General features: G+C 70.3%; 20 protein-coding genes. 8 read left to right on the top strand and 12 right to left on the bottom strand.

Annotated features, from left to right (window positions below; all coding sequences use genetic code 11):
• Window positions 1–109 precede the first annotated feature (109 nt).
• The 3 genes from AC1Z3O_RS00670 to AC1Z3O_RS00680 form a co-directional block, all read right to left on the bottom strand.
• Window positions 110–1,495 carry an MATE family efflux transporter gene (locus AC1Z3O_RS00670; RefSeq protein WP_483512783.1) on the bottom strand — a complete coding sequence of 462 codons (1,386 nt, stop codon included), beginning with the start codon at window positions 1,493–1,495 and terminating at the stop codon, window positions 110–112.
• Entirely contained in the window at window positions 1,488–2,012 is a 525-nt protein-coding gene (locus AC1Z3O_RS00675; RefSeq protein ID WP_483512784.1) for a winged helix-turn-helix transcriptional regulator, read from the bottom strand. The genes AC1Z3O_RS00670 and AC1Z3O_RS00675 overlap by 8 nt, the downstream gene beginning before the upstream one ends.
• 127 nt (window positions 2,013–2,139) lie before the next feature.
• Window positions 2,140–3,057: a LysR substrate-binding domain-containing protein gene (locus AC1Z3O_RS00680; protein ID WP_483512785.1), complete on the bottom strand. Its 918-nt coding sequence runs from the start codon at window positions 3,055–3,057 to the stop codon at window positions 2,140–2,142.
• A 209-nt stretch (window positions 3,058–3,266) separates the two neighbouring features.
• On the opposite strand from AC1Z3O_RS00680, the gene AC1Z3O_RS00685 reads away from it, so the two are divergent.
• The 4 genes from AC1Z3O_RS00685 (at window position 3,267) to AC1Z3O_RS00700 (ending at window position 7,836) form a co-directional block, all read left to right on the top strand.
• The gene (locus AC1Z3O_RS00685; protein ID WP_483512786.1) at window positions 3,267–4,784 is read left to right on the top strand and encodes an acyl-CoA synthetase; all 1,518 of its coding nucleotides are present in this window, start codon (window positions 3,267–3,269) and stop codon (window positions 4,782–4,784) included.
• 362 nt (window positions 4,785–5,146) lie between these two features.
• Window positions 5,147–6,493, top strand: coding sequence for a chloride channel protein (locus AC1Z3O_RS00690; protein WP_483512787.1), 1,347 nt, complete (start codon window positions 5,147–5,149; stop codon window positions 6,491–6,493).
• A 182-nt stretch (window positions 6,494–6,675) separates the two neighbouring features.
• On the top strand, window positions 6,676–6,930 hold the full coding sequence (locus AC1Z3O_RS00695) for a hypothetical protein (protein ID WP_483512788.1): 255 nt from the start codon (window positions 6,676–6,678) through the stop codon (window positions 6,928–6,930).
• Window positions 6,931–7,086: 156 nt separating this feature from the next.
• Window positions 7,087–7,836 carry a hypothetical protein gene (locus AC1Z3O_RS00700; RefSeq protein WP_483512789.1) on the top strand — a complete coding sequence of 250 codons (750 nt, stop codon included), beginning with the start codon at window positions 7,087–7,089 and terminating at the stop codon, window positions 7,834–7,836.
• Window positions 7,837–7,924: 88 nt separating this feature from the next.
• Here the strand turns inward: AC1Z3O_RS00700 and dapB are convergent, their stop codons facing one another.
• Window positions 7,925–8,734, bottom strand: coding sequence for a 4-hydroxy-tetrahydrodipicolinate reductase (dapB, locus tag AC1Z3O_RS00705; protein WP_483512790.1), 810 nt, complete (start codon window positions 8,732–8,734; stop codon window positions 7,925–7,927).
• Window positions 8,735–8,820: 86 nt separating this feature from the next.
• Window positions 8,821–9,270 (bottom strand): Lrp/AsnC family transcriptional regulator, encoded by a 450-nt coding sequence (locus AC1Z3O_RS00710; protein ID WP_483512791.1) that lies wholly within the window; start codon window positions 9,268–9,270, stop codon window positions 8,821–8,823.
• A 199-nt stretch (window positions 9,271–9,469) separates the two neighbouring features.
• On the opposite strand from AC1Z3O_RS00710, the gene AC1Z3O_RS00715 reads away from it, so the two are divergent.
• The 3 genes from AC1Z3O_RS00715 (at window position 9,470) to AC1Z3O_RS00725 (ending at window position 12,563) form a co-directional block, all read left to right on the top strand.
• On the top strand, window positions 9,470–10,681 hold the full coding sequence (locus tag AC1Z3O_RS00715; protein ID WP_483512792.1) for a saccharopine dehydrogenase family protein: 1,212 nt from the start codon (window positions 9,470–9,472) through the stop codon (window positions 10,679–10,681).
• On the top strand, window positions 10,678–12,198 hold the full coding sequence (gene amaB / locus AC1Z3O_RS00720) for an L-piperidine-6-carboxylate dehydrogenase (protein ID WP_483512793.1): 1,521 nt from the start codon (window positions 10,678–10,680) through the stop codon (window positions 12,196–12,198). The genes AC1Z3O_RS00715 and amaB overlap by 4 nt, the downstream gene beginning before the upstream one ends.
• A gap of 140 nt (window positions 12,199–12,338) precedes the next feature.
• Window positions 12,339–12,563 carry a hypothetical protein gene (locus AC1Z3O_RS00725; RefSeq protein ID WP_483512794.1) on the top strand — a complete coding sequence of 75 codons (225 nt, stop codon included), beginning with the start codon at window positions 12,339–12,341 and terminating at the stop codon, window positions 12,561–12,563.
• 57 nt (window positions 12,564–12,620) lie between these two features.
• Here AC1Z3O_RS00725 and AC1Z3O_RS00730 read toward each other — a convergent pair whose 3' ends face one another.
• The 6 genes from AC1Z3O_RS00730 to hemA form a co-directional block, all read right to left on the bottom strand.
• On the bottom strand, window positions 12,621–13,229 hold the full coding sequence (locus tag AC1Z3O_RS00730) for a UbiX family flavin prenyltransferase (protein WP_483517481.1): 609 nt from the start codon (window positions 13,227–13,229) through the stop codon (window positions 12,621–12,623).
• 11 nt (window positions 13,230–13,240) lie between these two features.
• A complete protein-coding gene (grxD, locus tag AC1Z3O_RS00735; protein WP_483512795.1) occupies window positions 13,241–13,552 on the bottom strand; it encodes a Grx4 family monothiol glutaredoxin in 312 nt (103 codons plus the stop codon).
• A gap of 239 nt (window positions 13,553–13,791) precedes the next feature.
• Window positions 13,792–14,694: a peptide chain release factor N(5)-glutamine methyltransferase gene (gene prmC / locus AC1Z3O_RS00740; protein ID WP_483517482.1), complete on the bottom strand. Its 903-nt coding sequence runs from the start codon at window positions 14,692–14,694 to the stop codon at window positions 13,792–13,794.
• Window positions 14,695–14,890: 196 nt separating this feature from the next.
• Window positions 14,891–15,214 (bottom strand): hypothetical protein, encoded by a 324-nt coding sequence (locus AC1Z3O_RS00745; protein WP_483512796.1) that lies wholly within the window; start codon window positions 15,212–15,214, stop codon window positions 14,891–14,893.
• A 191-nt stretch (window positions 15,215–15,405) separates the two neighbouring features.
• Window positions 15,406–16,488, bottom strand: coding sequence for a peptide chain release factor 1 (prfA, locus tag AC1Z3O_RS00750; protein ID WP_483512797.1), 1,083 nt, complete (start codon window positions 16,486–16,488; stop codon window positions 15,406–15,408).
• A gap of 155 nt (window positions 16,489–16,643) precedes the next feature.
• A complete protein-coding gene (gene hemA / locus AC1Z3O_RS00755) occupies window positions 16,644–17,948 on the bottom strand; it encodes a glutamyl-tRNA reductase (RefSeq protein WP_483512798.1) in 1,305 nt (434 codons plus the stop codon).
• A gap of 262 nt (window positions 17,949–18,210) precedes the next feature.
• Between hemA and AC1Z3O_RS00760 the strand changes: the two genes are divergently transcribed.
• On the top strand, window positions 18,211–18,453 hold the full coding sequence (locus AC1Z3O_RS00760; RefSeq protein WP_483512799.1) for a hypothetical protein: 243 nt from the start codon (window positions 18,211–18,213) through the stop codon (window positions 18,451–18,453).
• Between the two features lie 40 nt (window positions 18,454–18,493).
• Here the strand turns inward: AC1Z3O_RS00760 and AC1Z3O_RS00765 are convergent, their stop codons facing one another.
• Complete coding sequence (locus tag AC1Z3O_RS00765) at window positions 18,494–19,261, bottom strand: 5'-methylthioadenosine/adenosylhomocysteine nucleosidase (protein ID WP_483512800.1); 768 nt, start codon at window positions 19,259–19,261, stop codon at window positions 18,494–18,496.
• Window positions 19,262–19,285: the final 24 nt, after the last annotated feature.

Here is a 19,285-nt window from a genome sequence, read left to right on the forward strand (position 1 = left end):
CGCCGCCGGCAGTCGGTTTGTCCTAGTTTGGGCCGCTGCCGCCGAAGTTCAAGTGAGGGCCCCGCCGCTCGGCGCCGGCCGGCCGATGGACGGTGGCGGACCGCCCGCCTCAACGTGCCGACCAGGCTCCCGGCCGCACGCCGATGGCGGTCACCAGGCCGTAGGCGCTGATGCCCAGGGCCACGCCCAGGAAATGCCCGTCCAGCCCCATGCCGGCCACATTGGCCAGCAGCCAGCCGCCGCCGGCGGCCAGGCCGATGCGGGCGAGGCCGGCCGCCACTGGCCAGCGCATGCGGCCGGCGCCCATGGAGGCGAAGTACAGCGCCATGCCCAGGCCGAAGCCGCCGAAGGCCGGGCCGACCCAGGACAGGGCGCGCGCGGCGATGGCAACCACCTGCTCATCCTGCGTGAACAAAGCGGCGAAGCGTGCCGGCGCCAGGCCGACGGCCGCGCCCGCCAGCCCCGCTACGGCCAGCGCCAGCAGGGCGCCGGCCCAGGCGGTGCGCCGCGCGGTCGCCCAGTCGCCTGAGCCCACCGCGCGGCCCACCAGCGCGGTCAGGGCCGATCCCACGCCGAAGGCGAGCGGAATCATCAGGAACTCCAGCCGCGCCGAGATGCCGTAGGCGGCCACGGCCGCGGTGCCATGCTGGCGCAACTGGGCGGTGACCAGGATGGTGGTCAGGTTGGCCACCGAGGCCAGCGCGCAAGCCACCAGGCCCACCGACAGGATGCGCTTGAACAAGCCGCCCGAGGGCCGCATGCGCAACACCGGCACGAAGCCCGCACCGCCGCGCGCCACCACCACCGCCATCGCCAGCGCCGCTGCCCACGACACCGCCGCCAGCGCGGCGCCGATGCCGGCCAGCCCCATGCCGGCGGGCTCGGCCAGCAGCCAGGCCAGCAGCGGGAAGGCGATCCACATCAGGGACAGCACGCGCGCGGCGAGCGCGTGGCGTCCGCCGCCGCGCAGCACCGAAGCGAGCGTGTTGGCCAGCCAGGCCGGCACCGCGCCGGCGCCGAACAGCCAGATAGCGTAAGTGGCAGCCGCCTGGGCGGCGGTGGCGCCGGCGACCGCGCCCAGCACGCCGTGCGGGAAGCCCGCCAGCGCCACGGCGAACAACAGGCCCGCGCTCACGGCGATGATGAGGGCATGCAGCACCAGCGCCGAGGCTTCCTCGCGCCGCCCGGCGCCCAGCGCGCGGGCGATGGCCGAGACCACGCCGCCGCCCATGGCGCCGGTCGACATCTGTTGCAGCAGCAGCGCAAAGGGCAGCACGACGGCCCAGCCCGCCAGAGCGGCCGTGCCCTGGCGCGCCGCCAGCCAGGTCTCGACCAGCTGCGCGGTGGCCTGCAGCAGCGCGATCACGCTGGTCGGCGCGGCCAGGCTCAGGATGCCGCGCACAATGCGGCTTGTCGGCACCTGCGGTGGCGCGCCCGCGGGCGCCCCGGCGCCGGCGGCGGGTTCTATGGCGGCGATGGCGGCGGCGTCACGCATGGTCGTCCTCCCGGCCGGCGGTGGTCGCAGCGTCGGCGGTGTCGGCGGCGAAGCGCCTGCGCAGGTAGTTGCCCGCGGCGGGGCCGGGCCGCACGCGCAGATCGTCCAGCGTGATCGGCGAGCCGTCGGGGCGCGTGAGTGCCGGCGCCGGGATCTCGGTGCCGCTGACACGGTCCTCCAGCACCACGTAGGGGCCTGCCTCGTCCGTCATCCAGCGGTCGGCCCAGGCCTTCAGCGCGACATAGGCGGGGAAGAAGTCGCGGCCCTTGGCGGTCAGCCGGTAGACGTGGCGGGCACTATCCTCGGCCGGCACGCGGGCCAGCAGCTCGTGCTCGACCAGCGTCTTGAGCCGTGCGCTCAGGATGTTGGGGGCGATGCCCAGGTGGCGCTCGAATTCATCGAAGCGCGTGCTGCCGTAGAACGCTTCGCGCAGCACCAGCATGGCCCAGCGCTCGCCCAGCACCGCCATCGAGCGGGCCACAGGGCAGGCCATGGCGGCAAAATCGGTCTGGCCCATCGTCATCCTCCATCGGCTTGGCCGTTTTACTTTTGATTTGCAAGTTCAGGCATCTTAGCTTGCAATTCGAAAGCATGCTGGCCGGCCACGACACCCACGCCGCCCACGCCGCCGGCGACGGATGTGGCTAGTCGGACGCCTGGCCCCGGAACACCTCCAGGGAAGGGATGGCCTCGCGCAGGAAGCCGACCAGCGCACGCGCGGCCATGGTGGGGCGGGCACTGGGCGTGGTGATGACATAGAGCCGGCTGCCGAGCCCTTCGGGCTGCCACTGCGGCAGAACCTGCACCAGCCGCCCGGCGCGCAGGTCTTCCCAGCCGGCATAGGCCGGCAGCAGCCCGATGCCGTGGTGCTCGCGCACCGCGCGCAACAGGAAGGGGAAATGCTCCGATTGCAAGTGCGGAGCCAGCGCCACCTCCTCGCACTGGCTGTCGCGCTCCAGGCGCAGCAGGAAGCCACGCCCAGGGTAGGGTGGACAGAGGAATTGGCAGCTCGCCAGCTCCGCAGGCGTGCGCGGCGTGCCGGTGCGCGCCAAGTATTCGGGGGTGGCGTAGAGATGCCAGCCGATCTCGCAGACTTCGCGCGCCACGTGGTCGAGCGGCGGCTCGGAGGTGACCTTGAGCGCCACGTCGATCTCGGCCGAGATCAGGTCCACCACCCGATTGGCGAAGAACACCCGCAGCGTGATGCCGGGGTGGCGCTCAGCGAAGCGCAGCAGCAACGGCGCCATGAAACTGTCGCCCAGTCCTGTCGGCACGCTCACCCGCACATGGCCGCGCAGCGTCTTGCCCAGGCTGTCTATTTCCGCCTGCGCCGCGGCCACCTCGCGCAGGATGCGCAGCCCGTGCTGGTAGAGCGAGTGGCCTGGCTCGGTCAACTCCAGCCGGCGTGTGGTTCTGCGCATCAACTGCGCGCCGGCCTGGGTTTCCAGCTCGCGCAGCTGCCGGCTCACCTGCGAGCGCGTCACGCCGCGCCGGCGGCCGGCTTCGGCCAGGTTGCCAGCCTCGACGATGTCGACAAAGGCCTGGATCAGGTTGAGGTCCATCGGTGGTCGGTCCTTCTGCCTGCGCTGCCCGGCCAGCGGTCCATCCGGGATTTCCAGCGCAATTGTCGTATTTCGCGCAACATTGTGATTCCACGCCGGGCAATTGTCGATGCCATCCGGCGCCGCTACAGTGAGCCTTCCCTGCGGCACTGCCGTGCCCCTAGGTGCGGTCGACAACGATAAGCCGACATCAATAGCGAGGAGACATAATGGCCGCCGATCTCTACTTCGAAGGCACTCTCTACAGCGGCGAGCATCTCGCCGAGCGCGGCACACGCCTCGCCGGCGGCCTGCGCGCGCTGGGCGTGCAGGCAGGCGACGTGGTCGCCGTGCTGCTGCGCAATGATCCTGTCTACGCCGACATCGTGCATGCCTGCCGCACGGCCGGCTGCTACTACTGCCCGATCAACTGGCATTTCACCATCGAGGAAATCCGCTTCCTGCTGCAGGACAGCGGCGCCAAGGTGCTGATCGCCCACGCTGACCTGCTCGAGGCCGCGCGCGATGCGGTGCCCGCCGGCGTGACCTTGCTGGCCGTGGCGGCCGGCAGCCGGGGCGAGTCCAGCGCCGCCGTGACCGGCGTGCGCGACTACGAAAGCTGGCTGCGCGCGCAACCCGACTACGACGGCCCGCGCGTGGCACCGCGCGGCCATATGGCGTACACCTCAGGAACGACCGGGCGCCCCAAGGGTGTGGTGCGCGCGGCGATTCCGCTGGAGCAGTTGGAGACGCAACTGGCCAAGATGCGCTCGGTGGTCGAGCAGACCATGGGTGTGGTGCCGGGCTGCCGCGCGCTGATGTCGGCGCCGCTGTACCACAGCGCGCCCGGCGTCTTCATCCAGAATGCGCTGCAGGTGGCCGAGCGCCTGGTGCTGACGCCGCGCTTCGACGCCGAGCAGGTGCTGGCACTGGTGCAGGAGCACCGCATCGACGTGCTCTACCTGGTGCCCATCATGTACGTGCGCATGCTCAAGGTGCCGCCCGAGGTGCGCGCGCGCTACGACCTGTCCTCGCTGCGCTTCGTCGCTTCCACCGGCGCGCCGTGCTCGCCCGAGGTCAAGCGCGCCATGCTCGAATGGTTCGGCCCGGTCATCCACGAGACCTACGCCTCCAGCGAGGCCGGCATGATCACCGTGGCCACGCCGGCGGACGCCGCTGCGCGCCCCGGCACCGCCGGCCGCCCGGTCGACGAGGCCGAGGTACGCATCCTGGACGAGCAGGGCAGTCCCTGCGCGCCGGGCGAGGTAGGCCTGGTCTACGTGCGCCAGCCCGCCTACCCGGACTTCAGCTACCGGCACAACGACGCCGCGCGCCAGGCCATCGACCGCGGCGGACTGGTCAGCCTGGGCGACATGGGCTACCTCGACGCCGACGGCTACCTGTTCATCTGCGACCGCGCCTCCGACATGGTGATTTCGGGCGGGGTGAACATCTATCCGGCCGAGATCGAACACGAACTGGTGCGCTATCCCGGCGTGGCCGACTGCGTGGTCTTCGGCGTGCCCGATGACGAGTACGGCGAGCGCCTGCTGGCCATGGTGCAGCCCGCGCCGGGCGCCCGGCTGGAGGAGGCGGCGATCATCGACTGGCTGCGCGGCCGCCTGTCGGGCTTCAAGGTGCCGCGCACCGTCGTGGTCGAGCCGCAGCTGCCGCGCGACGAAACCGGCAAGCTCGCCAAGCGGCGCCTGCGCGACAAGTTCTGGGAAGGGCGCACGCGCCGGGTTTGAGCGCGCCGCTGCCATGCGGGCGTCGCGCGGTCGGTGCCGCGCCGATGGGCGTATAGTTCGGGACATGCCGCGACGTTCCGGCTCCAGGGAGCGGCTGTGGCATCCATCCATCCGCCTGCCGCCCCATGAAAGACCAAGAGCCCAGCCCCGAGTCCTCCCCTGGCTCGCAACCGCACGCCCCTCGTGAAGCGGACACCGGGGCCCGTCCCGCGTCGCCATCCGGCCAATCCCCCGAACCTGGCAGTTCCTCCGAGGGCGAGGGGGGAGCCGGCGCACGGCATGCGACGCCGCCGCCGTCTGCGGCGCCCTCTACCGATCCCGCCGATCCCGATATCCTGCGCGCGCTGCGTCGCCGCGCCCGCATGGCGGCCTCGCGCAAGTCGCGGCAGGTGGGGCGGCTGTCCCGTACCACGCTGCGCTATGCGGTCTTCATGTGCGGCGCCGGCTGCGTGGCCGTGTTCTCCATGCTGTTCGCGTGGCTGGCCGAGTGGGCGCTCAAATGGAACGAGCGCATCACCACCGCCACACCCTGGATGGCTTTCGTGCTGCTGCCCTTCGGCTTGGCGGCGCTGCGCTGGCTGACCATCCGCCTGGCGCCGCAGGCGCGCGGCAGCGGTATTCCGCAGGTGATCGCCGCGGTCAACCTGCCCGAGTCGAGCGCCGCGCAGAACATCCTGGTCTCGTTCCGGCAGTCGATGTGGAAAGTGGCGCTGACGGCCGGCGGCCTGATGGCGGGCGCCTCGATCGGGCGCGAGGGTCCGTCGGTGCAGGTCGGCGCCGCCGCCATGCTGGCCTGGGGCCGATGGTGTCATGAACGGCTGCAGTTCCGCATCGGCTTCCATCCCAACGCGCTGATTGCGGCCGGCGCCGCGGGCGGGCTGGCGGCCGCCTTCAACACGCCGTTGGCCGGCGTGGTGTTCGCCATCGAGGAACTGGGGCGCGGCACGGCGGTGCGTTGGGACCGGCTGGTGCTGACGGGCGTGCTGACCGCCGGCTTCCTCTCGCTGGCCATCTTCGGCAACAACCCCTATTTCACCGTGCGCACGCCGATCCTGGCCCTGCACAGCGCCTGGGGACCTGTCTTGCTGTGCGCAGTGCTCAATGGCGTGCTGGGCGGCCTGTTCGCCAAGGCGTTGATCGGCGGCGTGCCTGCATTGCTGCCTGCGCGCTGGCGTGCCTGGCCCGGCCGGCATCCGGTACTGGTCGCCTTCGGCTGCGGCCTGGTCGCAGCCGCGGTCGGCTCGGCCACGGGCGGGGCCACCTTCGGCACCGGCTATGGACAGGCCGCGGGCCTGATCAACGGCGTGCCGCACGAGACCACGCTGTGGTTCGGCGTGGCCAAGCTGGTGGCCACCGTGGTGTCGTACTTCGCCGGCATCCCGGGCGGCATCTTCACGCCCTCGCTGGCGGTCGGCGCCGGCATCGGCGCGAACGTGGCCCACTTCATCACCGGCATGGCCGAGCCGCGCGTGCTGGCGCTGGTGTCGATGGCAGCCTTTCTCGCCGCCGCCACCCAGGCGCCCATCACCGCCAGCGTGATCGTGATGGAGATGACGCGCTCGCAGGACCTCACGCTGTTCCTGCTGGCGGCCTCGCTGCTGGCCTCCTTCCTGGCCCGGCAGTTCTGCCCGCACCCCTTCTACCACCACGTCGGCCACGCCTTCCGGCGCGAGGCGGTGGGGCTGGAGCGCAAGGCCGTGCCAAGCTGAGCAGGACGGCGCGCGCGGCCCGATCGTGGCGCCGTTCCAACGCTTGCTTGGAGGTGGTCTGCCCGATAGTCGGCACCTCCGCTTTGCCTTACCATGTGGCCCGCGCCGGCATCGCTGCCGAGCGTGCACCGGTGGCGCTGACGCCGGATGACTGCCTTTCGCTGCACCCTGGGGGAGCACAGATGGCCACGCAAGGACCTGCGGGACGTCCCGCGCCAAAGAGCAAGGCGGATAGCCGGACCAGGCTGGCCGAGCCCGATACGGTGTGGCACACGCGCGGTGAGCGCGGGCAGGCCCGCCAGGCGCCGCCTGCGCCACGTGCGCGGCCCGCCCGCCGCGAGTTGCCGCCCAGCCGCGTGCCGCGCATGCTGTTGTGGGCACTGCTGCTTGCCGTCGTGGCTTGGCTGGCCAGTACTGTGATGCGGATGCCGCACTAGCGGCAGCCAGGCTGCGCATCCGTCTGGAACCGAGGCCGCGCAGCGGGCTCCAACCCTGGTTGCCCGCTGTGCCGCTGCTCCATCAAGCGCCAGTGACCGGCGTGATGCAGGCTGCCCGCGCCCCGCGCCGGCAGCCGGAGAATTCTTGGAGTTTCGATGCGATTCATTTTTGCCGGGCTGGCAGCCGCCAGCCTGTTGGCCTGCCTGCCGGCGGCCCACGCCGCCGGACAGGCGGCTCCCACGGCGGCCCCCAAGGCGGCCGCCCAAAGCAGCGCGCCGGCGAGCCAGCTGCCTGCCGTGCCTGCCGCCGCTGATGTCGCGCCTGCAAGCGGCAACAATGCCCTGAGCCCTGTGCTCCATCTGCTGGAAATCGGCAATCCGATGCCGACGCTGCCGGATTGCGCCGACAAGCGCACGCCCGACGGCGCCGACGTGACGGCCTTCTGCGTGGAAGTGCGCGGCGACGGCATGATGCGCCAGGTCGGCGTGCCGCGCGACAAGCGCCCGTCCTTCATGGACGGCCCGCATCTGGTCGCCTTCGTCGACGGCAACGCCCTGGTCGGCCTGATCGTGCCCACCACCGGCACGCGCGGCCAGCAGGCGGCGCTGCAGGCGCTGGTGGCGGGATACGGCAAGCCCCTGCGCCAGCAGGAGGTGGAGGTCAAGGACCGCGCCGGCAAGCCCCTCAAGACCGTGCACGCGGCCTGGGTCAAGCGCCCGCTGACTGTAGAGCTCTATGCGATTCCGGAAGAGGGCGACGAAGGCACCATCGAAATGCTGCTGCCGCAGGCCCGCAAGCTGATGATGGGGCAGAGCGATGCCATGGCCAAGCAGCTTTCACCCGCGCCGGCTTCCGCGCCCAAGGCGGCGCCGGCGGCCAAGGACAAGGGCAAGCCGGGCTGGTGATGGCGCTCTAGTCGCGGCGGCGCGGTAGCGGCGATGGCGGGCCACCTGCATGCGTCCCGCGCCTCGTCCGCAACTCCTGCCTACAGGACTACAGGCCGTCCATCACCTGGTCCAGCCCGCGCACCACGCCACGCAGCGTGTGCACCTTGCGGATGGCCAGCAGCGCGCCTGACACATAGGGCTTGGAGCCCTCGCCCGCCTCGTGGCGCAGGTGCAGGCGCTGCCCGTCGGCGCCGAAGATCACTTCCACGCCAAGCTGGTAGCCGGGCAGGCGCACGGCGTGCACCTGGGTGCCGGACAGCGTCGCGCCGCGCGTCTCGCGCGGGCCGTTGACCTTGTCCAGCGGCACGGCCAGTTCCGGCTGCCTGACCTGTCCCAGGCGGTAGGCCAGCTCGCGCACCGTGCCTGAAGGGGCATCGACCTTGCCCGCCTTGGCGTAGTCGATGATCTCCCACTGGTCGAGGTGGCGCGCCGCCATCTCGGCGAACTTCTGCAGCAGCACGACCGTGATGGCGAAGTTGCCGCAGGCCAGCACGCCGCGGTCGGCGGCGCGCGCGGCGGCGTCGATCTCGGCGTAGTCCTGGTCCGACAGGCCAGAGGTGCCGACCACCACGTGGGCGCCGTGCTTGAGCGCCTGCAGGATGTTGTGCTTGGCGACCGCGGGCTTGGTGTACTCGACGTAGACGTCGCAAGGCGTCTGCGCCAGCGCCTCGATGCTGGCGGCAGCCATGCCCGGCGTGTCGCCATGGCCGGTCAGCTGCGCCAGGGGCTGGCCCGCCGCGCCGCGCGAAAGGCCGGCCACCAGCAGCATGTCGGGCGCATGCGCCACGCCGCGTGCCAGTTCGCTGCCGGCCCAGCCGGTCACGCCGCCCACGGCGACACGGATGCGATTACTCATGTTCTCTTGCTCCTGGAAGGGGTTCGGGAATCGTTGCGCCCGCCGCCCGCTGGCCGGGCGGGGCGTGCATCGCGCAGCATAGCGCGCTAGCCCGCGGCGCGCCGGCGGTCTATCTTGCGCGCCAGCACGATGGAGGTGGTGGTGTGGTTCACGCCATCCAGCATGCCGATCTCGTCGAGCAACTTGTCCAGCCGCGCATGGGTGTCGCAGCGGATCACCGCCAGGTAGTCCACCGGCCCGCTGACCGAGTCCAGTTCCTCCACTTCGGGCAGGCGCTGCAGCGCGCGCACCACCGCGGGCGCGGACTTGGGCTGCACCGAGATGCCGCAGAAGGCGAGGATGGCGTTGTCCTCCATCTGCTGCCCCAGCCGCACGCCGTAGCCGGCGATCACGCCTTCGCGCTCCAGCCGGGCGATGCGTGCCACCACCGTGGTGCGGGCGATGCCCAGCTGGCGCGCCAGGTTGGCCGCGCTCTCGCGCGCATTGGCCTGCAGCAGCGACAGCAGGTGGCGGTCGGTGGTGTCCAGCTCGGGCATCGTCTTCCCCCTATGCCGTTCTGTTGTCGTTACGTCGAAAGATGTCGTCGTTTTGAATGATTATGGACGGATTTCGTCGTTCTTGTCCCTTCAATCCGACATCGCTGCGCTCCATACTCTACTTGGGGCGTCCCTGCCCGGGGTTGATCCGCGGGCGTGGGCGATAACAGACAGCGGGATAGCGGCGAGAGGAGGTGCCATGACGATGCAAAGCAAGCTGGCCAGGGCGGTGGATCCCGTCGGCGCCGTCGGTGCCGGGGCCGCCGCACGCGGCCTGGGGCGCCTGCCTTGGCAGGTGGTGGTGCTTGGTGCGGGCAAGATCGGCCGTACCATCGCCATCATGCTGCATGACAGCGGCGACTACCGCGTGCGCCTGGTCGACCGCGACCCCGCACGGCTGCACGGGCTGCCGGCAGGGATCGCCTGCGAGCCGGGCGACCCGGCCGATTCGGCAGCCTGCGCGGCGCTGCTGGCGGGTGCCGATGCCGTGCTCAACGCCTTGCCCTTCCACGCCGCCATCGGCGTGGCCACCGAGGCGGCGCGCCTGGGCGTGCATTATTTCGACCTGACCGAGGACGTGGCGGCCACCCAGGCCATCCGCCGCCTGGCCGACGGCGCACGCGCGGTGCTGATGCCGCAATGCGGGCTGGCGCCGGGCTTTATCGGCGTGGTCGGCCATGACCTGGCGCAGCGCTTCTTGGGCGAGGGGGGCCAGCTGCTGGAGCTGCGCATGCGCGTGGGCGCGCTGCCGCGCTACCCCAGCAATGCGCTGAAATACAACCTGACCTGGAGCACCGAGGGCCTGATCAACGAGTACTGCAATCCGTGCGAGGCCATCGTCGATGGCCGGCGGGTGGAAGTGCCGGCGCTGGAGGGGCTGGAGACCTTTTCGCTGGACGGCGTCGAATACGAAGCCTTCAATACATCAGGCGGGCTCGGCACCTTGCCCGAGACGCTGGCAGGGCGGGCGCGCCAGGTCGACTACAAGTCCATCCGCTATCCGGGCCACTGCGCGGTGATGAAGCTGCTGCTCATCGACCTGCGGCTGCGCGAGCGGCGCGACTGGCTGCGCGAGATCTTCGAGAGCGCGATTCCGGTAACGCAGCAGGACGTGGTCATCATTTTCGCCAGCGCCACGGGGTATCCTGCTCCCGGCGCCGCCGCGGGCATGCCGCTGACGCAGGCTTCATTCTCGGCGCGCATCGGCGGCAGGCAGACGGCGGCCGGTCACCTGAACGCCATCCAGCTGACCACCGCCGCGGGCATCTGCGCCGCGCTCGACCTGGTGGCCCAGGGTGTGCTGCCGCAGTCCGGCTTCGTGCGGCAGGAGGCGATGGCGCTCGATGTCTTCCTCGGCAACCGCTTCGGCCAACACTACAGAAGCCATCCCTTGCAGGAGACGACGGCATGAAGACGCAGGAAATCGCAGCATGCTGGCAGGCCATGGGCCTGCCGCGACCCTGGTCGGACGGCGCAGGCACTGGCAGTGCGCTGGTGCTGCGTTCGCCCATCGACGGCGAGGTCTTCGGGCACCTGCCGGTCTGCAATGAGGCCGAGGCCGACTCTCGCATCGCGCGTGCCCGCGAGGCGCAGAGCGCATGGGCGCTGCTGCCTGCGCCCGCCCGCGGCGAAGTGGTGCGCCGCTTCGGCGAGGTGCTGCGCGAACACAAGAAGGCGCTGGGCCGGCTGGTCTCGCTGGAGGCCGGCAAGATCCTGCAGGAAGGGCTGGGCGAAGTGCAGGAGATGATCGACATCTGCGACTTTGCCGTCGGTCTCTCGCGCCAGCTGCACGGCCTGACCATCGCCTCCGAGCGCGCCCAGCACGTGATGCGCGAAACCTGGCACCCCTTCGGCCTGTGCGGCGTGATCTCCGCCTTCAACTTCCCGGTGGCGGTGTGGGCCTGGAACGCGGCGCTGGCGCTGGTGTGCGGCAACGGCGTGCTGTGGAAGCCTTCGGAGAAGACGCCGCTGTCGGCACTGGCCGCCCACGGCCTGCTCGAGCGCGTGCTGGCGGCGACCGTGCCCCAATATGCCGGCATCTCGGTGGTGCTGCCGGGTGGGCGGGCGCTGGGCGCGCACCTGGTCGAGCATCCGGCGGTGCGCCTGGTCAGTGCCACCGGCTCCACGCGCATGGGGCGCGAGGTCGGCGTAGCCTGCGCGCGCCACTTCAAGCGCAGCATCCTGGAGCTGGGCGGCAACAACGCCGCCATCGTCGCGCCGTCGGCCAACCTGGAGCTGGCGGTGCGCGCCATCACCTTCGCCGCGGCCGGCACTGCGGGCCAGCGCTGCACGTCGCTGCGGCGCCTGTTCGTCCATGCCGACCTGCTGCCGCAACTGAGCGACCGGCTGGCGCAGGTGCTGGGCCGGCTGCCGGTTGGCGATCCGCTCGAGGATGGCACGCTGGTCGGTCCCCTGATCGATGCCGCCGCGGGCGACGCCATGGCCAACGCGCTGGCCAGCTGCCGCGCGCAGGGCAACGCGGTGCACGGCGGCGAACGCCTGCTGGCCGAGCGCTACCCGCATGCCTGCTACGTGCGGCCCGCGCTGGTGCTGACCGACGAGCAGCACGACACCATGCTTACCGAGACCTTCGCGCCCATCCTCTACCTGATGCCATACACCTCGCTGGACGAGGCCATCGCGCTGAATAACGCGGCCAGGCACGGGCTGTCCTCGTGCATCTTCACCGAGTCGCTGCGCGAGGCCGAGACCTTTTTGTCGGCGGCGGGCAGCGACTGCGGCATCGCCAACGTCAACATCGGCACCAGCGGCGCAGAAATCGGCGGTGCCTTCGGCGGCGAGAAGGAAACGGGCGGCGGCCGGGAATCGGGCTCTGATGCGTGGAAGGGCTATATGCGGCGCGCCACCAATACGATCAACTACGGGGAGGCGCTGCCGCTGGCGCAAGGTATCCACTTCGACATCTAGGAGGCAGGCGCCGCAGGCCGCGAGGGGCGGCGGCGCCATTCGTTGCGAATCGTAACAACGGTTACAGCGGCTTGACGCCGTATTACAGGGGGTGCCCGTATAACGTTCTTAAGGGCAGGAACGACCCCAAAGGATTCGCAATGAAGACGCTGTTGATTGGATTGGCCGCCGCTGCTGCCGCAATGCTGGGCGGATGCGCTGTCTATCCCGCTTATCCGGCCTATCCGGCCTATTCCGGCCCCGCCGTGGTGGCGCCCGCGCCGGCCTATGTGGGCCCGCCGGCGTATGTCGGCCCGTCGGTCTACCTCGGCTTCGGCGGCGGCTACTATGGTGGATACGGAAGACGCTATCGCTACTGGCGCTGAGAGCGGCGGCGGCGCCGCGTGGCTCAGTCGTGGGGCCTGCGCGGCCCCGCGTTTCCTTCAGGCCTGGCCGCTGAGGCCGGGCCAGCTTGGTGCAAGCGTCTGCGCCAGTTCGGGCAGGTCGATCAGGTCGAGCACGCGGCCCACCGAGTGGTCGACGAGTTCGGCGATGGTACGCGGCTTCTGGTAGAAGCCCGGCACGGGCGGGAAGACGATGCCGCCCATCTCGGTGACGGCAGTCATATTGCGCAGATGCGCCAGGTTCAGCGGCGTCTCGCGCACCACGAGCACCAGTCGGCGGCGTTCCTTCAGCGTCACGTCGGCCGCGCGCGTGATCAGGTTGTCGGAGAGGCCGTGCGCCACGGCCGCGAGCGTGCGCATGGAGCAGGGCGCCACCACCATCGCATGCGCGCGGAACGATCCGCTTGCAATGGTGGCGCCGATGTCGCGCACGTTGTGCACGACGTCGGCCAGGGCTTCGACCTCGGCCTTGGCCATGTCCAGCTCGTGCTGCAGGTTCATCACCCCTGCCGGGGACACCAGCAGATGGGTTTCCACATCCGGCGCGCGGCGCAGCACCTGCGCCAGTCGCACGCCGTAGATGGCGCCGGTGGCGCCTGTGATAGCGATGATCACGCGCCGCGGGGCGGCGCCGCCCGCCGCGGCCATGATCATCGGGCTCAGCCCTTGAGCAGGGTCTGCAGCTCGCCGCTCTGGTACATCTCCATCATGATGTCCGAGCCGCCGATGAATTCGCCGTTCACATAGAGCTGCGGGATGGTCGGCCAGTTGGCGTATTCCTTGATGCCCTGGCGGATGCCTTCATCTTCCAGCACGTTGACCGTGGTCGGCGCGTCCACGCCGCAGGCCTTCAGGATCTGGATGGCGCGGCCGGAGAAACCGCACATCGGGAATTGGGCGGTGCCCTTCATGAACAGCACGACCGGGCTGCCCTTCACGATCTGGTCGATTTTTTGTTGCACGTCACTCATGGTTTCTCGTATCGGGTTGGAGGCGATGCCGGCCGGAGCCGATGCCGCACGTGGACAATCGAAGAAAGGCGCGGGGGCGCGCCGTGCTGGCCCAAATTTTACTTGATTCGGCGCGGGGTTTCAGGGGGCGCTGCCGAAGGGTGGGTGGCGGCGGGGGGCATGACAGGGCGCGGCAGGCGTGACGGGCCTGGTCGTCACATTGCGGCCATCCCGGGCCCGATCCGTTCCGGGGGGCTGCGTCAGCCCGGCAGCCGGCCACCCGTGCAGCGTTCGTTGCCGCCCAGGTCGCGCGCGGTGAACACCTCGGTAAAGCCGGCCGCGGCCAGCAGGCCGCGCGCGGCCTCGCCCTGGTCGTAGCCATGTTCCATCAGCAGCCAGCCGCCCGGCGCCAGATGCGCCGCGGCCCCGCCGACGATGGCGCGCAGGTCGCCCAGGCCGTCTCCATGATCGGTCAGCGCGTCCGCCGGCTCGAAGCGCAGGTCGCCTTGCGAAAGGTGCGGATCGCCGGCGGCGATATAGGGCGGGTTGCTGACGATCAGGTCAAAGCGCGCCTCGGCGGGCAGCGCGGCATACCAGTCCGACAGTGCGAAGCGCGTGTTGGCCGCGCCCAAGCGCACGGCGTTGTCCTGCGCCACCGCCAGCGCGGGCGGTGAAACATCGGTGGCCCACACCGTGGCGTCGGGGCGTTCCAGCGCGATGGTCAGCGCCAGGATGCCCGAGCCCGTGCCCATGTCCAGCACGCACGGCCGCGTGCTGCCGGCCAGCCGCCCCAGCGCGGCCTCGGCGGCGATCTCGGTGTCGGGCCGCGGGATCAGCACATCGGGCGTCACGCGGAAAACACGGCCGAAGAACTCGCGCTCGCCCAGCAGGTAGGCCATCGGTTCGCCGGCCAGCCGGCGCGAGACCAGGGCCGCCAGCGCATCGCGCTGGGCGACCGGCAGGGTCTCGGCGTCGCGCGTGATCAACTGGGTGCGGCTGTAGCCGGTGAGGTGGCCCAGCAGCATGCGCGCCTCCAGCACCGGCAGGCCGGCGGCGGTGGCCAGTGATTGCGCCTCGCGCAGCGTGGGGGCGAGGGGCCAGTGGCTCGTGTCGGCGGGGACGGCGGGCGTGGCAGGGGGGGCGGCGTTCGCCGGGTTCGGCATGGCGTCGGAATTCACGGGGCGCAGGCGTTGGCGCCGCTAGATGTAGTCGGGCGCAAGCGGCCCGGCAGCAAAAACCCCGCCGGGCGGTGCCTGGCACGTCGTGCCGGCGCGGCTTGCGGCGGGGCGGGACAGCACGCGGCCTGGCCGCGCGCCGTAGTGGCCGGCGCGGGTGTCTTCCCGCCCCGGCCAGGCGATCTTACTTGTTGACGGCGTCCTTGGCCTTGTCCGCGCCGGCGTTGACCACGTCCTTGGCGGCTTTCTTGGCATCGGCCATGGCCTTGTCGGCATCGCTCTTGGCCTGGTCGGCAGCAGCGGAAACCTCGGATGCTGCGCCGCTCGCGGCGGCCTTGGCGGCATCCGCTGCGCTGCCGGCAGCCGCGGCGGCGTCGCTGGCAGCAGCCTTGGCGGATTCAGCGGCGTTCTGCATCGCGCTTTCGGCGCTCGAGGCAGGGGCTTCTTCCTTCTTGCTGCAAGCGGCGAGAGCGGTGGCGACCATCAGCAGTGCGAGCAGTTTCTTCATGATTTCGTCCTTTTATCCGTATTCGAAGTGACGTGCGCCTGCCTTCTTACGTGGCAGGTCCAGTCGCGTTCGATTATAGAAAGCGACTCGTTGCTTTCCAGTGCTGTTTCAAGCATTTACAAGAAATACAACGGGCTCACGGGTGTGCCAGCCGGCAAACGAGGGTGAGTGTCAGGGGCGTGTGGTACGGCCTACGCCTCTTCGCCCAGGGCCGCCAACTGGTCGGCCTGGTGCTCGGCGGAAAGGGTCGATACCAGCTCGTCGAGATCGCCGTCCATGATGGCGTCGATCTTGTACAGAGTCAGGTTGATGCGGTGGTCGGTCACCCGGCCCTGCGGGAAATTGTAGGTGCGGATGCGGTCGCTGCGGTCGCCCGAACCGATCAGGTTGCGCCGCGTGCTGGCCTCCTTGGCCTGGGCCGCGCGGGTCTGCATGTCCTTGATGCGGGCCGCCAGCACCTTCATCGCCTTGTCCTTGTTGCGGTGCTGGCTGCGGTCGTCCTGGCATTCCACCACGATGCCGGTGGGCAGGTGGGTCAGGCGCACGGCCGAGTCGGTCTTGTTCACGTGCTGGCCGCCGGCGCCGGAGGCGCGGAAGGTGTCGATGCGCAGGTCGGCGGGGTTGATCTCCACCTCGCCCACTTCGTCGGCCTCCGGCATCACCGCCACGGTGCAGGCAGAGGTGTGGATGCGGCCCTGCGCCTCGGTGGCCGGCACGCGCTGCACGCGGTGGCCGCCGGACTCGAACTTGAGCCGGGAAAAAGCCTTGTCGCCGGCGATGCGCACGATCACTTCCTTGTAGCCGCCCAAGTCAGATTCCGACTCGCTCATCACCTCCACCTGCCAGCGCTGGCGCTCGGCGTAGCGCGTGTACATGCGCAGCAGGTCGGCGGCGAACAGCGCGCTTTCCTCGCCGCCGGTGCCGGCGCGGATTTCCAGCAGCAGGTTGCGGTCATCGTTGGGGTCCTTGGGCAGCAGCAAGGTCTGCAGGCTGCCCTCCAGCGCCTCCAGCCGCTCGCGCGCGGTGGCGATCTCGTCGGCGGCGAACTCCTTCATCTCGGGATCGTCCAGCAGCGCCTGGGCGGTGCCCAGATCCTCTTGCGCCTGGCGGTACTGGCCGTACTGCTCGGCCACCGGCGACAGTTCGGCGTGCTCGCGCGTCAGCTTGCGGTACTGGTCCATATTGGCCGTGGCGTTTTCCCGCGCGAGCAGGGCGTTGACCTCTTCGAGTCGCTCGGCCAGTTGGTCGAGCTTGGCTTGCATGCTGGCTTTCATGGACGGATCTGCAATTCTGGGATGGCGTTCTTTGACATTGGCACCGCGCACCTTGGCCAGGGGCAGGATGGGTGCGGCTGCGGGACTGGCGCCGCGCGGGCGGCTGGGAGACTGGCGCGTGCCGCTTGGGCGCCGCGCGAAAAGGGCGGGCGCGGCTAGCGCTCGGAGTGGCTGCTGTGGCGGAACAGGCCGGGCACCAGGCGCAGCAGCGCCTCGCGGTCCTCGCCCTGGGTGTGGTTCAGCGCGTGGGTGGGGCCGTGCAGGAACTTGCGGGTGAGCGCGCCGGACAGCGCTTCCAGCACCGCTTCGGGATCGTCGCCACGCGCCAGCATGCGGCGCGCGCGCTCCAGCTCGGCCTGGCGCATTGCTTCGCCCTGATCCTGCAGTTCGCGGATCACCGGCACCACGCTGCGCGTTTCCAGCCAGTGCATGTAGTTCAGCACACGCGAATCGATGATGGCCTCGGCCTGGGCCACGGCGGCCTGGCGCATGGCATTGCCCTCGCGCACGATGGCGCCCAGGTCGTCCACGGTGTACAGGAAGACATCGTCCAGCCGCGCCACCTCGGGTTCCACATCGCGCGGCACGGCCAGGTCCACCATCATGATGGGGCGGTGCTTGCGGCGCTTGACCGCGCGCTCCACCGCACCCAGGCCGATGATGGGCAGCGAACTGGCGGTGCACGACACCACGATGTCGAATTCGTGCAGGCGCTCGCCCAGCTCGGACAGGCGGATCGCCTGGGTGGTCAGGCCCTGGCCCGACAGCTGCTCGGCCAGCTTCTCCCCGCGCTCCACGGTACGGTTGGCCACCACGATCTGCTTCGGCTGCTGCGCGGCGAAGTGGGTGGCGCACAACTCGATCATCTCGCCTGCGCCGATGAACAGCACGCGCTGCGTGGATACGCTTTCGAAGATCCGCTGCGCCAGCCGCACGGCCGCCGCCGCCATCGATACCGAGTGGGCGCCGATCTCGGTCTGGCCGCGCACTTCCTTGGCCACCGCGAAGGTGCGCTGGAACAGCTGGTTCAGGTAGGTGCCGAGTGCGCCGGCCTCGCCGGCAGTGCGCACCGCGTCCTTGAGCTGGCCAAGGATCTGGGTCTCGCCCAGCACCATCGAATCGAGCCCGCTGGCCACCCGGAAGGCATGGCGCACCGCTTCCGACTGCGGCAGCGCGTACAGGTGCGGCGCCAGATCGCCGGCCGGCACGTTGTGGTGCTGGGAGAGCCAGCGCAGCGTGTGCTCGAAGCCTTCCGAGCCGCTCACCAGGATGTCGGTGGCGCAGTAGATCTCAGTGCGGTTGCAGGTGGAAAGAATGGCGGCCTCGGTGCCGCTGCGTCCCGCCAGGTGGTTGCGCAAGGCGCCCAGCGCGGGTTTGATCTGCTCAAGCGGAAACGCCACGCGCTCGCGCAGCGAGACGGGTGCCGTTGTATGGTTGATGCCGATCGCGAGCAGTTGCATTCTTGCGGGGGTGCTTTTTTTCGGGTCCCGGGCGTGGGCCGGGACGCTTTGCATTATACCGCCGACGATGCTTTTTTTCTGGATGCGGCCTTGACGTGGCTCATGGTTTCGGTTTGGCGGTATTGTCCTGGCTGCGGTTCCGCGGGGAGCGCGTCGGCACTTTTGGTGGCGATTAAGCAACAATATGGCGGGAAGGGCACGGGTGGCCCCGTTTCGCGCCGGTCTGCCACGGGCGCCGCCCGGGCAGCATTCAGGAAGGCATATGGTGGGAATCTTGGTGGTAGGTGCCGTGGTGGGCTTGGCAGGGCGCCAGCTCCATCCGGCCGGGCGCGTGGTGGGCTGGCGCGTGGCCCCGCTGCTGGGCATGGTCGGCGCCGCGCTGGCTTTCTATGGTGGCCAGGCGGCACGCTGGTTCGCCGACGGGCAGCTGGCCGGCTGGGGCGCGGCCATCGTGGGGGCTGCGGTGTTGACCGGGCTGTGGGGGCTGGTGTTCCAGCGGCAGTAGGCCGGCGCTGCCTGCGCAGCAAGCCTGGCCGCTGGCGGGTTCAGCTGCGCGCCGCCAGGAAGCGGTTCAGCACCCCGCTGGAGTAGTGGCTGGCCACCTCGCTGAGGAAGGCCGAGAAATCCACATGCGCCGTATCGTCGGCGCGGTCCGAGATGGTGCGCATCACCGCGTAGGGCACGCCGTACTCGTGGCATACCTGTCCCACCGCCGCGCCTTCCATCTCCACCGCCTGCAGGCCCGGCAGGCGGGCACGCAGCTCGGCCACCGCGGCCGGCGCGCCGATGAACTGGTCGCCGCTGGCGATCAGTCCCAGGTGCAGCGCCGGCGCGCTGACGCCGAAACGCTCGCGCACCGCCGCGGGCACGGCCTCGGCCAGGTCCAGGCGCAGGAAATCCTCGGTCGCCTGGCGCAAGGCGGCCGTCAGCGCCGGATCCGTGGCGAAGCTGGCGCGCTCCAGCAGCGGCACCTCGTGGCGGGGAAAGAAGGGGCGGGCGTCCAGGTCGTGCTGCAGCGTGGCATCGGCAATCACTACGTCGCCCACGCGCGTCTTCTCGCCCACACCGCCGGCCAGGCCGGTGAAGACGATCTCGCTGGCGCCGAACTCGCGGATCAGTGTCACCGTGGTGGCCGCCGCCGCTACCTTGCCCATGCGCGCCAGCACCAGCACGCAAGGCTGGCCATGCAGCGTGCCCACGTGATAGTCGCGCATGCCCACGCGGTGCACGGTGGCCTTGGCGTCTTCGTGCCGCATGGCGGCGATCAGTCCGTCGACTTCGTCGTGAATGGCGGCGAGGATGCCCAGGGTCATGGCGGGTAAGGCGCGGCGAGGCGC

The sequence above is a fragment of the Cupriavidus sp. 09_S30 genome, from assembly GCF_056930435.1.

Bases quoted from the DNA above. Each gene is read 5' to 3' on its own strand.
- dapB (WP_483512790.1), bottom strand. From the start codon at position 8,734: ATGAGTAATCGCATCCGTGTCGCCGTGGGCGGCGTGACCGGCTGGGCC.
- AC1Z3O_RS00725 (WP_483512794.1), top strand. From the start codon at position 12,339: ATGAAGACGCTGTTGATTGGATTGGCCGCCGCTGCTGCCGCAATGCTG.
- AC1Z3O_RS00695 (WP_483512788.1), top strand. From the start codon at position 6,676: ATGGCCACGCAAGGACCTGCGGGACGTCCCGCGCCAAAGAGCAAGGCG.
- prfA (WP_483512797.1), bottom strand. From the start codon at position 16,488: ATGAAAGCCAGCATGCAAGCCAAGCTCGACCAACTGGCCGAGCGACTC.
- AC1Z3O_RS00745 (WP_483512796.1), bottom strand. From the start codon at position 15,214: ATGAAGAAACTGCTCGCACTGCTGATGGTCGCCACCGCTCTCGCCGCT.
- AC1Z3O_RS00760 (WP_483512799.1), top strand. From the start codon at position 18,211: ATGGTGGGAATCTTGGTGGTAGGTGCCGTGGTGGGCTTGGCAGGGCGC.
- AC1Z3O_RS00710 (WP_483512791.1), bottom strand. From the start codon at position 9,270: ATGCCCGAGCTGGACACCACCGACCGCCACCTGCTGTCGCTGCTGCAG.
- AC1Z3O_RS00675 (WP_483512784.1), bottom strand. From the start codon at position 2,012: ATGGGCCAGACCGATTTTGCCGCCATGGCCTGCCCTGTGGCCCGCTCG.
- hemA (WP_483512798.1), bottom strand. From the start codon at position 17,948: ATGCAACTGCTCGCGATCGGCATCAACCATACAACGGCACCCGTCTCG.
- prmC (WP_483517482.1), bottom strand. From the start codon at position 14,694: ATGCCGAACCCGGCGAACGCCGCCCCCCCTGCCACGCCCGCCGTCCCC.
- AC1Z3O_RS00700 (WP_483512789.1), top strand. From the start codon at position 7,087: ATGCGATTCATTTTTGCCGGGCTGGCAGCCGCCAGCCTGTTGGCCTGC.
- AC1Z3O_RS00690 (WP_483512787.1), top strand. From the start codon at position 5,147: ATGGCGGCCTCGCGCAAGTCGCGGCAGGTGGGGCGGCTGTCCCGTACC.
- AC1Z3O_RS00670 (WP_483512783.1), bottom strand. From the start codon at position 1,495: ATGCGTGACGCCGCCGCCATCGCCGCCATAGAACCCGCCGCCGGCGCC.
- AC1Z3O_RS00680 (WP_483512785.1), bottom strand. From the start codon at position 3,057: ATGGACCTCAACCTGATCCAGGCCTTTGTCGACATCGTCGAGGCTGGC.
- AC1Z3O_RS00685 (WP_483512786.1), top strand. From the start codon at position 3,267: ATGGCCGCCGATCTCTACTTCGAAGGCACTCTCTACAGCGGCGAGCAT.
- AC1Z3O_RS00765 (WP_483512800.1), bottom strand. From the start codon at position 19,261: ATGACCCTGGGCATCCTCGCCGCCATTCACGACGAAGTCGACGGACTG.
- grxD (WP_483512795.1), bottom strand. From the start codon at position 13,552: ATGAGTGACGTGCAACAAAAAATCGACCAGATCGTGAAGGGCAGCCCG.
- AC1Z3O_RS00730 (WP_483517481.1), bottom strand. From the start codon at position 13,229: ATGGCCGCGGCGGGCGGCGCCGCCCCGCGGCGCGTGATCATCGCTATC.
- AC1Z3O_RS00715 (WP_483512792.1), top strand. From the start codon at position 9,470: ATGACGATGCAAAGCAAGCTGGCCAGGGCGGTGGATCCCGTCGGCGCC.
- amaB (WP_483512793.1), top strand. From the start codon at position 10,678: ATGAAGACGCAGGAAATCGCAGCATGCTGGCAGGCCATGGGCCTGCCG.